This is a genomic window from Burkholderia stagnalis (assembly GCF_902830275.1).
GTDB lineage: Bacteria > Pseudomonadota > Gammaproteobacteria > Burkholderiales > Burkholderiaceae > Burkholderia > Burkholderia stagnalis.
Genome location: NZ_CADESW010000017.1, coordinates 21447 through 36028, shown reverse-complemented (window position 1 = coordinate 36028; position 14582 = coordinate 21447). Strand labels below are relative to the sequence as shown.

Sequence of the window (14582 nt, the reverse complement as noted above, 5' to 3'; positions counted from 1 at the left end):
TCAGCGCTCGCGCGGCGCGGGCTGGGTGAGCGTGACGACGCGCACGCCGAGCTTCTGGCCGACCGCGATCAGGTGGCCGGTGCCGATCAGCATGCCGTTCGCGACGAGGTGGATCACGCTCTGGTTGATGCCCTGCTGCAGCTCGATCACCGCGCCCGGCTGCAGCGTGCCGAGTTCGCCGAGCGGCATCGACGTCGGCGGCAGCTCGAAGCGCAGGTCCACCGCGAGCCCGTCGAGCGGGCGCGGCGCGGCGCCCGGCGGCGCGTCGGCGACGGGCGCGGGCGAGGTTGCGGGCGGGGTGTCGGTGCGGGTCGGTTCCAAGGGCATCTCCCTGATTCGTTCGACGGTCAGCCGGTTGCCGGACGGCCGCCCGGTGATCTCCCAGGCAGGCGCGGACGGCAGCCGCGCGACGCACAGCAGGTTCTGGTCCTGCGCGCGCCAGTGCTCGATCGCGATGATGTCGCCGGCCACCACGTCGGCCAGCTCCGCCGTGGTCAGCGCGGTACAGCCGATCTCGAACACGAGCGGCACCGGCAGCGCCGCGTACGCGGCCTGCGCGTCCGGCCGCGCGGCGGGCGGCTCGGCGAAGAACACCGCGAGCGCGTCCGGCGCGTCGAACAGCAGCGCGCCGTGGCAGCGCCAGCCGCCGTCCGCGCGGCGCAGCTCGAAGCGCAGCGCGGACGGCGTCGCGCGCCACGCGGGCGGCGACGCAGGCGGCGGCAGCAGCTCGACGCGCTGGCGGGTCGCGGCCTGCAGCGCCGCGGCGAGCGGCGCGCACAGGTCGGCGAGCAGCGCCGCGCGGATCACGGCCGGCACCGCCGGGTCGGCCGCCTCGCCGAGCCATTCGGTTTCGGCGAGCGGGTCGATCCACAGCGTGCCCGTCGCGGGGCCGACGACGAAGCGGTACGCATGCGCATCGGCGGCCGGTTCGGCGTCGACGCGCCAGCGCGCGTCGTACGCGTGCTCGCCGAGCGTGAGCGGCACGGCGGCCGGCGCGCCGTACGCGTGCGACAGCCCGCGCGCGGCGGCGGCGGACAGGCGCGGCAGGTGCGGCGACGCGTCGAGCGCGGCCACCGCCCGGGGGGCGGCGGCCGGCGCGGGGGCATCAGGCGAGGCCCGATCCGCGGCGTCGCCGGCGTCGGCATTCGTCAGGGACAGCGCATGCACGGCGGGATCAGGGCGAATTCGGCGTACGGGACGTGGGGTTGATCGGAGGCGGCGCGACGTGGTGCGAGTGGTGCGCGGCGCTGCGTCGATTGTAGGGACGGGCGCGGCGGCCTGCCGCGCGGGAATCCGTAGTCGCGCGGCGGGCGGCGCGGCGGGGATGGCGGGGATTTACGAAGCGGGCGGCGGGCGCTATGCCGGAATGCTGGCGTCGCCCAGCACGACGACGTTGTCCGTCGCCTCGATCACCGTGCGGCGGTGCGTGATCGCGAGCACCGTGACGTCGCCGACGAGCAGCCGCACGTGCTCCATGATGTCGCGCTCCGTCGCTTCGTCGAGCGCCGAGCTGGCTTCGTCGAGGAACAGGAGCGCCGGATTGCCGTACAGCGCGCGGGCGATCGCGATGCGCTGGCGCTCGCCGCCGGAGAGTTTCAGGCCGCGCTCGCCGATGGTCGTGCGGAAGCCGTCCGGCAGCGCGTCGATGAACGGCAGGATCGACGCCTTCATGGCGGCGTCGCGCAGGCGCTGCGCGTCGCGCGGCCGGCCGAGCAGGATGTTGTCCTCGAGGCTTTCGTTCAGCAGCACGACGTCCTGCGGCATCACCGCGATCGCGCCGTACCAGTCCGCGCGGTCGATGTCCGCGAGGTCGACGCCGTCGAAAAGGGCCGCAAAAGGGCCGCAAAAGGGCCGCGGCACGGCCGCCGGGTTGCCCGGCGGCCGGCAGTGGCGCTCAGACGAACTCGGCCGCCATTTCGCGATACGCGCCGGCGCGCACGACCGGCGCCGGCTCGTGGCGCTCGACATGCGTCATCGCCGCGCCGAACAGCACGAGGCGGTAGCCGACCGCGTAGATCGGGATGATCCGCAGGTTCTTGTCGTGGTCGAGGCGCAGCTTCGAGCGGATTCGCGAGATGTGCGTGTCGAGCGTGCGCGACGCGACGGCGAGCTCGCGGCCCCAGACCGCTTCCTGGATCGCCTGGCGTGGCACGATCTTGTTCATGTTGTCGAGCAGGAATTCGACGACGTCGAATTCGCGCGGCGTGACGTCGATGACCTGGTCGTCGATCTCGATCGTGCGGCGCACGAAGTTGATTTTTATGTTGTCGATGTACAGGTATTTGCAATCCATGGTGGCCCTCGCATGTCCGTGGCAGGAATTGTTTGCAAGGGAGGTACTGCAAATTCCGGGCCACGCCGGCGAGCGCAGGCGATGCGGCGGCGCACGACGCGCGCGAAGCCGCGCCGGTGCTGAATTAAAAGAATTTTTAACGCGGTGCGCACAAGTGCGTGCGGCGCGACGCTGAAGGACTGTTACGTAGCATCGGCGGGGGACGTTACGGGCGTTACGTCTGACGTAACGCGAGGGTGGAGCGGCAGCGGAACCGGCGTGCCGGACGCACGGGGCGCCCGGCACGCCGCGCCGTCAGGCCTTCGCCGCATCCGCCGAATCGAACGGCAGCGCGTAGTGCCGCTTGCCCGTCGCCGCGAAGATCGCGTTCGCGACGGCCGGCCCGACCGGCGCGACGCCGGGTTCGCCGACGCCGGTCGGCGCCTCGGCCGACGGCACGATGTGCACCTCGACCTTCGGCATCTCGGCGATGCGCAGCACCTGGTAGCTGTCGAAGTTGCGCTGCTCGACCTGGCCGTCCTTCAGCGTGATCGCGCCGTGCATCACCGCGCCGAGCCCGAAGCCGATCCCGCCTTCCATCTGCGCGGCGACGATGTCCGGGTTGATCGCGATCCCGCAGTCCACCGCGCAGACGACGCGCTCCACCTTCACCTTGCCGTCCGCGCCCACCGACACCTCGGCAACCTGCGCGACGAAGCTCTTGAACGCCTCGGCCACCGCGATCCCGCGCCCGCGGCCCTTCGGCAGCGGCTTCGCCGGATCCCAGCCGGCCTTCTCGGCGGCCAGCTCCAGCACCGCGCGCATGCGCGGCTCCTTCGCGAGCAGGTCGCGGCGGAACAGGTACGGATCCTTGCCCGCCGCATGCGCGGCCTCGTCGATGAACGCCTCGACCGCGTACGCGGTGTGCGAGCTGCCGACCACGCGCCACCACAGCACCGGCACGCCGCCCTTCACGGTGGTCAGCTCGACCGACACGTTCGGCACCGCGTACGGCAGGTTCGCCGCACCCTCGACCGACGTCGCGTCGATCCCGTTCTTGACCATCACCGGCTCGAACGGCGTGCCGGCGAGGATCGATTGGCCGACGATGCGGTGCCGCCAGCCGACCAGCTTGCCGTCCGCGGTCAGGCCCGCGTCGAGCTTGTGGAAGACCATCGGGCGATACAGGCCGCCCGTGATGTCGTCCTCGCGCGTCCACTGCAGCTTCACCGGCTTGCCGTTCGCGCCGAGCGCCTTCGCGATCGACACGGCCTCGACCACGTAGTCCGACCACACGTTCGCGCGCCGGCCGAAGCTGCCGCCCGCGTACAGCGTATGGATCTTCACCTGCTCGGGCTTCAGGCCCGCGACCTGCGCGGCGTTGCCCTGATCGACCGTCTGGAACTGGTCGCCGGCCCAGATCTCGCAGCTGTCGGCGGTCAGCTTGACGACCGCATCGAGCGGCTCCATCGGCGCATGGGCCAGGTACGGGAATTCGTACGACGCGCTGAGCTTGCGCGCCGCGCCGGCGATCGCGGCGTTCGCGTCGCCGTCCTTGCGGGCCGACGTGCCGGGCTGGCCGGCGAGCTGCCGGTATTCGCGCATGATCGCGTCCGAGCTGCGCCGTTCCGCGTGGCTGTCGTCCCATTCGACCTTCAGCGCGTCGCGGCCCTGCTTCGCGGGCCAGAAGCCGGTCGCGACCACCGCGACGCCGCGCGGCACCTGCACCACCGACACGACGCCCGGCACGGCCTTCGCGGCCGTCGCGTCGAACGACTTCACCGTCGCGCCGAAGCGCGGCGGGCGCTGCAGCAGCGCGACCAGCATGCCCGGGAACGCGACGTCGAGCGTGAACTGCGCGGTGCCGTTCGTCTTCGCGGACGCATCGACGCGCGGGATCACGTGGCCGATCAGGCGGAACTCGGACGGCTGCTTCAGCGTGACCTGCGCCGGCACCGGCAGCGTCGCGGCCTGCTCGACGAGCGCGCCGTAGCTGGCCTGCTTGCCGCTCTTCGCGTGCGTGACGAAACCATCCTGGGTGGTCAGCTCGCCGGCCGGCACCTTCCAGCGGGCCGCGGCGGCCGACACGAGCATCGCGCGGGCCTTGCCGCCCGCTTCGCGCAGCTGCTGCCACGAATTGGCCATCGCCGAGCTGCCGCCCGTGCCCTGCATCGTGCCGAACGCGAGGTTCGAGTAGCGCTTCGCGTCGGCGGGCGCGCTTTCGACGCGCACGCTCGACCAGTCGGCATCCAGCTCCTCGGCGACGATCGTCGCGATGCCGGTGTACGCGCCCTGGCCCATTTCGACGTGCTTCGCGACCACGGTGACGATGCCGTCCGGCGTGATGCGCAGGAATGCGTTCGGCGCGAACTCGGCGGCGGGCGCGGTGGCGGCGAGCGCGCGGCGGCCCGTGCCGAACCATTCGAAGCCGACGGTGAGGCTGACGGCCGCGGCGGCGCCGGCGGCCTTCAGGAACGTGCGGCGCGCGGGGCGGGCCGCGTTCGGGTTGTCGTATCCGGTCGTCATGATCAGGCCTTCAGGGTAGCGGCGGCGTCGTGGATCGCGGCGCGGATGCGGGCATAGGTCGCGCAGCGGCAGATGTTGCCGTTCATCGCGGTGTCGATGTCGGCGTCGGTCGGGGCGGGGTTCTGTTCGAGCAGCGCAGTTGCGGACATGATCTGGCCGGACTGACAATAGCCGCATTGCGGCACTTGCAGCTTGACCCATGCGGCCTGCACGGCTCGCGCGGGCTTGCTCTGCAATCCTTCGATCGTGGTGATGTGCTTGCCTTCGATGCCGGCGAGCGGCAGCACGCACGAGCGCACGGCCTGGCCCTCGAGATGGACCGTGCAGGCGCCGCACTGGGCCATCCCGCAGCCGAATTTGGTGCCGGTGAGGCCGGCGTGTTCGCGGATCGCCCAGAGGACGGGCGTCGTCGGATCGACGTCGAGCGTGACGTTCTTGCCGTTGAGGACAAACGAGGTGGGCATGGCGTGTCTCTCCGTGGGGAAAACCCGGTGCAGTGCCGGGATGGCGGGATAGGCGGCAGTGTGCGCGACTGCGCGGTTTTTTCGTCTACCTGATTCTGCAAGATTCTTGAACGATCCTGCAAATCCCGGGCGCGCACGCGGCGGGCTTGCTAGGCTTGCGCGATACGGGGAAATGGACGAAACGAGGCAATCCTGATGGACATGACCGATCTTGACGCGTCGCGCGCATCCGGGCGGCGCGAACTGGCGGCGCTGATCAGCCGCTTTGCGCCGGTCGACGGCTCGCACGCGACGGCCATCCCGGCGCTGATGTTCCACAAGCACACCCATCCGGTCGACCTCGGCTGCGGCGTGTCGCGGGCCGCGATCGTGCTCGCCGCGCAGGGCGCGAAGCGGGTCGTCGTCGCCGATCAGGCGTACGAATACGATTCGCAGAATTGCCTGATTACGTCGATCGACTTGCCGATCCTGTCGCGGGTCACGAAGGCGTCGCCGGACGCGCCGTACCTGTGCATGTCGTTCGCGCTCGACCCGCAGCGGATCGTCGAGCTGGCGGCCGAGATGCGGCTGCCGGACGGCGGCGCGGGGCCGGAGGGGGAAGGGATCGCGCTGGCCGAGCTGACGCCGCCGCTGCTCGACGTCGCGCTGCGGCTGGTGCGGCTGCTCGATACGCCGGCCGACATCCCGGTGATCGCGCCGCTGATCGAGAAGGAGCTGCTGTACCGGCTGATGACGAGCGAGCAGGGCGCGCGGCTGCGGCACATGGCGGTGGCGGGGAGCCAGACGCACCGGATCTCCCGCGCGATCGAATGGATCCGCGACCACTTCGCGGAGCCGATGCGGGTGGAGACGCTCGCGCAGGTCGTCAACATGAGCGTGTCGTCGCTGCATCATCATTTCAAGCATGTGACGACGCTGAGCCCGCTGCAGTACCAGAAACAGCTGCGGCTGCACGAGGCGCGCCGGCTGCTGCTGCGGCCGGGCTGCGATGTCGGGTCGGTGGCCGCGAGCGTCGGCTATGAAAGCGCGTCGCAGTTCAGCCGCGAATACAGCCGCCTGTTCGGCGCGCCGCCGATGCGCGATGTCGTGCAGTTGCGCCGCAAGGAGTGGCTGGGCTGAAGCGGGCACGTGCGACGCGGGCCGGGGCTCAGGCGCCGACGGCGGGTTGATCCGGCCGATGGCGTGCGCGTGCGTGCGCGAGCACGAACGCATAGACGTCGTCGAGCGCCGACACGATGCGCGTGCCGTGCGGGACGCCGTCGAACGCCGCGCCCGGCCCGACGCAGATCAGCGGCTTCGCGAAGCGCGTCGCGAGGCGGATTTCGTCGAGCGTGCCGTGGCTGCCGGGCAGCGCGACGACGATATCGCTCGTCAGCACGTTCACGTAATTGCGATTCAGCGCGTCGTCCGGCGCATCGGCGTCCTTGCGCGGCAGCGGCGTCACGACCGGCAGGTCGATGAACGGATTCGGATAGCCCGCGAGCGGCGCGAAGCCGAACACCGGGTGCGCTTCGCTCGGCACGACGCCGATCGAGCGGCCGCGGCGCCCCGGCGTCGTCGCATAGGCGCGCGCGGTCGACAGCATCACGCCGCCGCCGCCGCCCGTCAGCAGGTCGAACCCCTGCGTGGCGATCCACGTGCCGAGCGGCGCCGCCAAATCCGGCCATTCGTGCTTGCCCGAGCCCATCACGCCAATGATCGTCATCGTGCCCTCCTGATTCTTGTTCGCGAATGGCGCCGAGGATAAGGGATTTTCTCCGGCAACGCGCTCAAGACAGCCCGGCGCATGCCGATAAATCGGGATGTGATCCATGCATCGCGCGCATTGCGTGCATGGCGGGCGCGATCGATAAAAAACATCCGAGGGCAACGTGGCAGAGTGCAGCAATTGCGGCAAGACCTATTTCGTCGGCGGCCGGTCGATCGACGGCCATCGCTATTGCGGCGCGACCTGCGCGCAATCGCATCCGGTGATCGTCACCGCCGAGCGCCTGTCCGCGGCCGAGGTTCACCTCTACGTCGACGACTGCCGGCATGGGCCGTGCCCGATATGCCGGCGCGAGGACGGCCCCGTGGACGTCCATGCGGCCCACCGCGTGGTGTCGCTGATCTTTGTCACGCAATGGGCGACGCGGCGCCACGTGTGCTGCCGGCGCTGCGGCCGCAGGAAGCAGGCGATCGCGATGCTCACGTCGGCCGTGTGCGGATGGTGGGGGCTGCCGTGGGGCGTCGTGCTGACGCCGATCCAGATCGCGCGCAACCTGCTCGGCTTCGCGAGGCGCGAGCCGCGTACGGCGACCGAGCAGTTCGAGCAGGTCGTAAGGCGCAAGCTGGCTGCGCATCGGTTGCGGGGTGCTGCTCGCGATTTCGCGCCGGCGTGTGAATGAGCGCGCGCGGTTAGGCAAGGCGAGCGGCAACAACGAACCCGCGAAGCGTTTAGCCGTCGCGGGTTTCTGCAGGTCGCTCGCGCTACTCGCAGGCTGCGGGATCGGCTGGCATCCCGCGCATGCTGCGGGAAATCCGGACGGTGACGCAAGCGCTTGTATGTTTAAGCCTGACCAGTACGGTAAAGTCTGAGCGCAGCCAGACATGACCGCGCAGTTTGATCCGGGGGCGACCGTCAGCTCGAAGGCGCCCATGCTTCCGGTGGCGGCGCCGTCGTCATTGCTTGCTGTTGTTGGTGCCGGCTGACAATCTGGTGATGTACTGGGTCGTTGCCTTCGTCCGCTGGCCTGTTGAAGGCACCACCACCCGCACCAGTACATAGGGCGCGATGGTGAGTATGGCGCTATATCGAGGAGCAGGGGAGCGCTGCATGTTCCCGGTCGTTCCCCTGCTCTGGGCGTCTCGCTTCGTCGGATTACATGCTTGCCTTCGACGACAGCCGCGCGAGATCGACAGTCTGGGTGGACGAGCGGATCATCCTCATGACGATCCACGCGACGACGTAAGCCGAGCCACAGATCACGAAGAGGATGTTGTAGCCCGCGTCGATGTGCCCGAGCGCCTTGAAGTGATCGAGGACGGCGCCAACGGCCAGCGGGAAGAGCGTTGCACCGAAGGCACCCGCCAGTCCGCCGATACCCACCACGGAACCGACAGCTGCCTTGGGAAACATGTCCGACGCTGTGGTGAACAGATTTGCCGACCATCCCTGATGCGCGGCCGCGGCAAGGCTCAGGAGCGCCACCATCGCCCACATATCGTTGATCCACGGAGACAGCGCAATCGGCGTGACCAGGAACGCGAGTACGAGCATCGTCGTCTGCCGTGCTTTCGTGACCGACCAGCCGCGGCGGATCAAGGACGACGAAACCCACCCGCCGCCGATGCTGCCAATCGACGTGGCAATGTAGACGATGACCAGCGGAAGGCCAAGATTCTTGAGATCGAGGTGGAACCGTGAATTGAAGTACGAGGGCAGCCAGAAGAGCATGAACCACCAGATCGGATCGGTCAGCAGCTTGCCTGCAAAGAAGGCCCATGTCGGACGGAGCTTGAGCAGCGAGACCCAACGCACCTTCGCCGGCTCGGTCTCGGACGACGAGGCGGTATCCTCGCTGATGTATTCGAGTTCAGCCTTCGTCACTTTCTTATGTTTCAGCGGAGCTTGGTACGTGACGTACCAGAAGCCGAGCCATACGAAACCCGTCAAGCCGGTAATGAAGAACGCAGCCTCCCAACCGTAGGTTGCGGCAAGCCATGGGACGACCGCGGGCGCGGCGACAGCACCAATGCTGGTTCCGGACGTCAGGATACCGACGGCGAGTGCCTGTTCCTTACGGGGAAACCATTCGGAGACGCTTTTCACGGCACACGGGAAGCTTCCCGATTCCGAAATGCCAAGAAGCGCGCGCATCACGCCGAAGCCCAACGTGCTGCGCACGAGCGCATGGCCGCACGCTGCGATGCTCCACAGCAGCACACATAGGCCATAGCCGATCTTCACACCAACCTTGTCGACGAGCTTGCCCGAAAGCAGCATCCCGATCGCGTAGCACGCCGTAAACACGACGACGATGTGGCTGTATTGTGTTTCGGTCCAGTTGAACTGTACGGCAAGGGCAGGTTTCAACAACCCGAGAACCTGGCGGTCGAGGTAGTTGATCGTCGTTGCGAAAAATAGCAGGGCGCAGATGCGCCAACGATATTTCGAGAGTTCCATGTCTTGCTCCTGTCTCCTTGAACGCGCTTCATTGCGCATGCATCGGGCCGATGTGCCGGTTCTCTGACAACCTGTGCCGGCAATAACCGGCTTCAATCAACTACGCCCATAAACTTCGCCATTGGGCCAACGGAACTGAGAAGAAGGTGCCGCCCGGGGTGTGTCCTGAAACCCAGCGCAGAAGCCGTTCGAAGCAGAAGTGTTTGCTCGGGCTTCATGATCAGGTCTGCCACAACCGCGTTCCTGTCGAGACCCGACAAGTCGATCGGTATGGAATCCGCTGGATTCATGCCGACCGGGGAAGCGTTGACGACCAGATCGTCAGCGCGGTTCCCGCGGGCTTCTGCCAATTCGATACGCACTTGCCCATACCGGCTTCGAAGTTCCGCCATCAGCGCCTCTGCAGCCTCCTCGCGAATATCGGCAAGCCTCAGTGCCGCAACCTGTGCCGTACATAGTGCGTTCGCGAGTGCGCGACCTGCGCCGCCAGCCGCACCGACGAGAAGGATCTGCCGACCAGACACCGACACGCCCTGCTGTTCCAGGCCAATGACAAATCCCTCTCCATCGAAGTTGTCCCCGATCCACCCTCCGCCTTCCAGTTTCCGAAGACAGTTCACGGCGCCTATGGCTGCAGCCCGTTCAGTCATTTGCACGTCAGGCAATGCACTTGCCGCGACCTTGTGTGGAACCGTAATAACGACGCCCGCCAGGTTCTGCAAGGCCGCGAGGCCTCGAACAGCGTCGTGCAATCGTCGAGGCGCGACGTGGGCGGGCACCAGAACGGCATTGACGCCTTGCCGCGCGAAATGAGCATTGAAGAACTGGGGCGACTTCACTTGCGAGATCGGATCCGCGACGATCGCCACAATCCTGGTGTCGCCATCGATGCGAGTTGGCGCGCGGGCGCGGCCGGAGCCGGTGGGATCAAGTGAAGTCTGCATGACGCTTCTCGCGGAATGCCGATACGCCTTCCGCGGCATCCGGCGACGCCTTGCAGACGGACGCTGCGAGTTCATGCGCGTATTCGTGTTGCCCCGTTTCCATCATCCGGACGAGTCGCTTGCCAACGGACAGGGACGTCCGTGAGCGCTTCTGGAGCGTCGCGCAAACGGCGTCTACCCGAGCGGCGAGTTCATTCGCCGGGAGCGCTTCGTTGACGATGCCCCATTGCTCAGCGACGGCTGCACCGACTGGCTCGCCCAACAGAATCAGTTCACGGGTTCTCGTGGCGCCGACAAGCTCGGAAAGGCGCGCACAGCCCATCCAGCCAGGAATTGCACCGACCGCCGCTTCGGGGAAACCGATTCGTGCGTCGAAGCTTGCGTAGCGAAAGTCGCAGGCCAACGCGAGTTCCAATCCGCCGCCGAGTGCGCTCCCCGAAAGCACGGCGATCGTGGGCTTATCAAGCTCCGCGATCCTCCGGAAAACGCGATTCCCGTCGCGAATGAACCGCGTGCCCATTTTTTGCGGGTCGACATCGCCCCATTCGTTGATATCGGCGCCGCTGCAGAAGAAGCGTTCACTGTTCGACGTGAACTTCAGCACGCGTACTTCGTCATTGCGTTCAACGATCGCGACGAAACGCTCGATGTCGTCGAGCATGCCGGTCGTCAGCGCGTTGTGCCGGGCGGTGCGATCGAGCGTGATCGTTGCAACGGCGCCTTCGATGGTGAAACAGACGTCGGAATCTTGCTGCATGAGAAATACCTCTGGATTCGGATAAGGGTCGATGCCTGTCGAGGTTCAGTGGGCGACCGGCGATTCAAGCAGGTGCTCATCGACCAATGGCGCAAATTCCATCCGGGCGAGCACGTCCTTCTGAAGGTCGATGCCCTTCGCTACCTCGATCAGCCGGACACCGAGCGGGTCGAGCTTGAACACGGCGCGCTCGGTAACGTAGAGAACCTCTTTGCCGTCGAGGCGCGCCTGAAGGCCGCTGAACGTTACATGGCGGACGGTTTTGACTGCCTTGGGAACCGAGCCGGGCGACACGATCTCGACCGAATCGTCGGTCTTCCGCTCGACGCGGAGGCCCTTTGCTTCGAATGCGCCGCAAAAGACGATCTTTTTGGCACCCTGAACAATGTCCATGAAACCGCCGGGGCCAACCACAGTGGTGCCCAGTTTTGAAACGTTCACGTTTCCCTGTTCATCGAACTCGCCCATGCCGAGGAACGTGATATCGATGCCTCCGCCGCTGTAGAAGTCGAACTGATCAACGCTTGACACGATCGCGGCAGCGTTGCGCGCGGTGCCGAACATCGCGCCATCGAGCATGGCTCCACGATGGATACCCTGTTCGACCGAGCCCCAATATTCCGAACCGCGCCCATGTGCCGCCAGCACTGCGGGAATGGCTCCGGGGAATCCGAATCCGAAATTCACCGACTGATTCATGCCCAATTCCTGCGCCGCACGTTCCGCAACGATCAGGCGCATGCCTTCGGGTGTGTCTGCGTGGCCTGTCTCGCCCAGCGATTCGCCGCTGAGCGTCGCGTCGTAATCGCTGATTGCGCACTGCCGTTGGGATGGCGTTCGAACGGTGACGTCCACCATGACACCGGGCACGCGAACGAGACGCGCCGGCACGTGGCCGTCGGACTTGCTCTTCACTTGCGCGATCACCTTGCCGCCACCGTTGTGCGCTGCGAGCGCGACGGCGTAGATGTCGAGATCGGCGGGTTCACGGCGCGTGGACAAATTTCCGTGATCGTCGGCGGACGAAGCCATGACGATGGAAAAATCGATCTTGAGGGGCTTGAAGCGCAGGTACTCTTCGCCGCCTATCTCGATCAGTTCCACGAGATCTTCAGTGGTGACCGCATTGAGCTTCCCGCCGCCCAGTCGGGGATCGACAAAGGTCCTCAGTCCAACGCGAGTGATGACACCGGGGCGGCCGGCGCCGATCTCCCGGAACAGCGTGGCGATGACGCCGCCAGGAAAGCTGTACCCCTCGATTTGCCCCGATTCCGCCAAGGCCTGCATGGCGGACGACCACACCCAGTGGCCTCCGATGACGCGCTTGACCATGCCGACGTGCGCGAATCGTCCCAGACCGCTGCCCTGACCATCGCCCACGCCCAACGCGTGAACGACCGTGAGATCGCGAGGGTGGCCCGTCTGCAGAAACCGCGTCTCGAGCGCGGCCAGCACGGCATCGGGTTCAAGCAGTCCGCCGCCTGAGCCGGTGATTGCGATCGTTGCCCCATCAGGAATCGAAGCTGCGACAGCTTCTGCGCTCATCCACTTGTTCACATCGCCTCCTTGTCCTTGGTACCCGGCTCGGTGCATTTCTATAACACCGAACTGGTTCGTTACTTGTGGTAAATGATGTCACGTAGATTCGAGGTCCTCAAGGCCGGCGAGCGATAATCGGGTTTACGATAGGGGGTACGTCGTCCTGAGCGGGGCGTGAGAGGGCAACCGCCAATGCCTTCGCGGTCGGTTTGCAGTTAACGTTTAATTTTTTGGATTTGAAGAGAGAAGATGCCAACGACGACAGTCGAACGACTCGACCACGCACCTGTTGCGGAAAAGGCGTCGCAGCGTGTCAAGCGAACTCGCGACCCGATTGCGACGCAGGCGAAAATCATCGCGGCGGCGAAGGCAGAGTTCGCCAAGGTCGGCCTCGGCGGCGCACGCATAGATACGATCGCCGAGAAGGCCGGCGTCAACAAGCGGATGATCTACGAGTACTTCAAGGGCAAGGAGGAACTATTCCAGACGGTCCTCGAAGAAATCTGGACGGACATCCGGACCGAGGAGCAAAAGCTCGCGCTGGATCACCTGCCGCCCGTTGAAGCCATCCGTACGTTAATGACCTTCACATGGGAGTATTACCTGAAGAATCCCGAGTTCATGTCTCTGGTCAACAGCGAGAACCTCCATCGGGCGCGACACATCAAGAAATCGCGCCGGTTCCACGAGTTGCATCGGGGTTTCATCGACATGCTCCAGCGAATCCTGGACCGCGGCGTAGCGTCCGGTGACTTCCGGCCCGGCATCGACGCAAGTCAGCTGCATCTCACTTTGGCGGCGATCGGGTACTACTATCTGACGAACCGGTTCACCGGCGAGGTCATCTTCGGCTTCGACTTCGTTTCGAAAGAGGCGCTTCAGAAGCGCCTGGAATTCAACATCGAGACCATATTCAGCATCCTGCGCCCGCGCTGAGGCGGCGTCTGCCTTCCTTCATCTCCCCTCCGGCTTCAGTCTCAAAGGGTTTTCCGCTTCGCTAGGGAAAACCCTTTTTTGACTTCGTGCGCCGTCGAGCATTAAATAACGAACTGGATCGTTACTTGAAATTTTCACGGCGCGGCGAAAGACGGCAGGGCGTCCGTCACGAAATGCCGTACAGGAGAGAGGAATGAAGCAACGCAAGGTCGCGCTGGTCACGGGAGCCCGTCGCGGAATCGGACGAGCCATCGCGCTTGAATTGGCAGAAGCGGGGTTCGATGTCGCAATCACTGACGTCGAGCCTTCGCAGGAGTTGGAAGCGACGCGCTTCGACATCGAGCGCGTCGGTGTGCGGTCTGCGGCGCTGACATCGAATCTCGCCGACATTGCGCAACACGACGCGCTGCTTCAGGCCGTCGAGGATTCGCTGGGCGCCGTTACGTGTCTGGTCAATAACGCCGGTGTTTCCGTCATGTCGCGTGGCGATCTGCTCGACGTTACGCCTGAAAGCTATGACCGCTGTCTCAACGTCAATACCCGCGGTACTTTTTTCCTGATGCAGGCGTTTGGCCGCCGGGTGGCCCAAGCGCAGCAGGGTGGCGTCCATCGCTCGATCATCACGATCACTTCCTCCAACGCCGTCGCAGCATCGCCTCAACGCAGCGAATACTGCGTTTCCAAGGCCGGCCTATCAATGGCGACTACGCTGTTCTCCCTGAGACTCGCCGAGCTCGGTATCGGGGTGTTCGAAGTGCAGCCGGGACTGATCGAAACGGAAATGACTGCGCCGTCCAAAGCGCGCTACGACGCACTTATGGAGAACGGGCTGACTGCCATCAAACGATGGGGCACGCCGCAAGAAGTGGCAGTCGCAGTACGCACGCTTGCGACGGGCGGCCTGCCGTTCAGCGTGGGGCAGGCCATCCGCGTGGATGGCGGTCTCCTTGTTTCCAAATACTGAGTTCGAAAGTCAAGC

Annotated in this window: 14 protein-coding genes; 4 read left to right on the top strand and 10 right to left on the bottom strand. The window is 65.9% G+C overall.

Features of this window, described 5'->3' with window-relative positions; translation table 11 throughout:
• The 5 genes from sctQ to HWY45_RS25700 all read right to left on the bottom strand — a co-directional run bounded on the left by sctQ (position 1) and on the right by HWY45_RS25700 (position 5262).
• On the bottom strand, positions 1 to 1167 hold the full coding sequence (sctQ, locus tag HWY45_RS25720) for a type III secretion system cytoplasmic ring protein SctQ (RefSeq protein ID WP_059880057.1): 1167 nt from the start codon (positions 1165 to 1167) through the stop codon (positions 1 to 3).
• 189 nt (positions 1168 to 1356) lie between these two features.
• Positions 1357 to 1860: an ATP-binding cassette domain-containing protein gene (locus tag HWY45_RS25715; RefSeq protein WP_230947023.1), complete on the bottom strand. Its 504-nt coding sequence runs from the start codon at positions 1858 to 1860 to the stop codon at positions 1357 to 1359.
• 34 nt (positions 1861 to 1894) lie between these two features.
• Entirely contained in the window at positions 1895 to 2293 is a 399-nt protein-coding gene (locus HWY45_RS25710) for a winged helix-turn-helix domain-containing protein (RefSeq protein ID WP_059563030.1), read from the bottom strand.
• A gap of 294 nt (positions 2294 to 2587) precedes the next feature.
• The gene (locus tag HWY45_RS25705; RefSeq protein ID WP_059880054.1) at positions 2588 to 4798 is read right to left on the bottom strand and encodes a xanthine dehydrogenase family protein molybdopterin-binding subunit; all 2211 of its coding nucleotides are present in this window, start codon (positions 4796 to 4798) and stop codon (positions 2588 to 2590) included.
• A gap of 2 nt (positions 4799 to 4800) precedes the next feature.
• Positions 4801 to 5262: a (2Fe-2S)-binding protein gene (locus HWY45_RS25700; protein ID WP_059563028.1), complete on the bottom strand. Its 462-nt coding sequence runs from the start codon at positions 5260 to 5262 to the stop codon at positions 4801 to 4803.
• A gap of 195 nt (positions 5263 to 5457) precedes the next feature.
• On the opposite strand from HWY45_RS25700, the gene HWY45_RS25695 reads away from it, so the two are divergent.
• Positions 5458 to 6381, top strand: coding sequence for an AraC family transcriptional regulator (locus tag HWY45_RS25695; RefSeq protein WP_059880051.1), 924 nt, complete (start codon positions 5458 to 5460; stop codon positions 6379 to 6381).
• A 28-nt stretch (positions 6382 to 6409) separates the two neighbouring features.
• Here HWY45_RS25695 and HWY45_RS25690 read toward each other — a convergent pair whose 3' ends face one another.
• The gene (locus HWY45_RS25690; RefSeq protein WP_059880049.1) at positions 6410 to 6967 is read right to left on the bottom strand and encodes an SLOG cluster 4 domain-containing protein; all 558 of its coding nucleotides are present in this window, start codon (positions 6965 to 6967) and stop codon (positions 6410 to 6412) included.
• Positions 6968 to 7133: 166 nt separating this feature from the next.
• Between HWY45_RS25690 and HWY45_RS25685 the strand changes: the two genes are divergently transcribed.
• On the top strand, positions 7134 to 7649 hold the full coding sequence (locus tag HWY45_RS25685) for a hypothetical protein (RefSeq protein ID WP_059880045.1): 516 nt from the start codon (positions 7134 to 7136) through the stop codon (positions 7647 to 7649).
• A 473-nt stretch (positions 7650 to 8122) separates the two neighbouring features.
• On the opposite strand, the gene HWY45_RS25680 is transcribed toward HWY45_RS25685, so the two are convergent.
• The 4 genes from HWY45_RS25680 to HWY45_RS25665 form a co-directional block, all read right to left on the bottom strand.
• On the bottom strand, positions 8123 to 9427 hold the full coding sequence (locus HWY45_RS25680; protein WP_059880042.1) for an MFS transporter: 1305 nt from the start codon (positions 9425 to 9427) through the stop codon (positions 8123 to 8125).
• 92 nt (positions 9428 to 9519) lie between these two features.
• Positions 9520 to 10371: a shikimate dehydrogenase family protein gene (locus HWY45_RS25675; RefSeq protein WP_059880040.1), complete on the bottom strand. Its 852-nt coding sequence runs from the start codon at positions 10369 to 10371 to the stop codon at positions 9520 to 9522.
• On the bottom strand, positions 10355 to 11128 hold the full coding sequence (locus HWY45_RS25670; RefSeq protein WP_059880037.1) for an enoyl-CoA hydratase/isomerase family protein: 774 nt from the start codon (positions 11126 to 11128) through the stop codon (positions 10355 to 10357). The genes HWY45_RS25675 and HWY45_RS25670 overlap by 17 nt, the downstream gene beginning before the upstream one ends.
• A gap of 45 nt (positions 11129 to 11173) precedes the next feature.
• On the bottom strand, positions 11174 to 12685 hold the full coding sequence (locus tag HWY45_RS25665) for a CoA-transferase (protein WP_081069706.1): 1512 nt from the start codon (positions 12683 to 12685) through the stop codon (positions 11174 to 11176).
• A gap of 231 nt (positions 12686 to 12916) precedes the next feature.
• Here HWY45_RS25665 and HWY45_RS25660 point away from each other — a divergent pair, with 231 nt between their 5' ends.
• Together HWY45_RS25660 and HWY45_RS25655 are read left to right on the top strand one after the other, a co-directional pair.
• Positions 12917 to 13603 (top strand): TetR/AcrR family transcriptional regulator, encoded by a 687-nt coding sequence (locus HWY45_RS25660; RefSeq protein ID WP_059880034.1) that lies wholly within the window; start codon positions 12917 to 12919, stop codon positions 13601 to 13603.
• Positions 13604 to 13796: 193 nt separating this feature from the next.
• Positions 13797 to 14567 carry a 3-ketoacyl-ACP reductase gene (locus HWY45_RS25655; RefSeq protein ID WP_059880031.1) on the top strand — a complete coding sequence of 257 codons (771 nt, stop codon included), beginning with the start codon at positions 13797 to 13799 and terminating at the stop codon, positions 14565 to 14567.
• The last annotated feature ends 15 nt before the right edge of the window (positions 14568 to 14582 follow it).

What these genes read in the sequence shown, in the direction of transcription:
- HWY45_RS25675 (WP_059880040.1), bottom strand. Translation starts at nt 10,371, where the DNA reads ATGCAGACTTCACTTGATCCCACCGGCTCCGGCCGCGCCCGCGCGCCA.
- HWY45_RS25710 (WP_059563030.1), bottom strand. Translation starts at nt 2,293, where the DNA reads ATGGATTGCAAATACCTGTACATCGACAACATAAAAATCAACTTCGTG.
- HWY45_RS25705 (WP_059880054.1), bottom strand. Translation starts at nt 4,798, where the DNA reads ATGACGACCGGATACGACAACCCGAACGCGGCCCGCCCCGCGCGCCGC.
- HWY45_RS25680 (WP_059880042.1), bottom strand. Translation starts at nt 9,427, where the DNA reads ATGGAACTCTCGAAATATCGTTGGCGCATCTGCGCCCTGCTATTTTTC.
- HWY45_RS25655 (WP_059880031.1), top strand. Translation starts at nt 13,797, where the DNA reads ATGAAGCAACGCAAGGTCGCGCTGGTCACGGGAGCCCGTCGCGGAATC.
- HWY45_RS25690 (WP_059880049.1), bottom strand. Translation starts at nt 6,967, where the DNA reads ATGACGATCATTGGCGTGATGGGCTCGGGCAAGCACGAATGGCCGGAT.
- HWY45_RS25695 (WP_059880051.1), top strand. Translation starts at nt 5,458, where the DNA reads ATGGACATGACCGATCTTGACGCGTCGCGCGCATCCGGGCGGCGCGAA.
- HWY45_RS25670 (WP_059880037.1), bottom strand. Translation starts at nt 11,128, where the DNA reads ATGCAGCAAGATTCCGACGTCTGTTTCACCATCGAAGGCGCCGTTGCA.
- HWY45_RS25660 (WP_059880034.1), top strand. Translation starts at nt 12,917, where the DNA reads ATGCCAACGACGACAGTCGAACGACTCGACCACGCACCTGTTGCGGAA.
- HWY45_RS25700 (WP_059563028.1), bottom strand. Translation starts at nt 5,262, where the DNA reads ATGCCCACCTCGTTTGTCCTCAACGGCAAGAACGTCACGCTCGACGTC.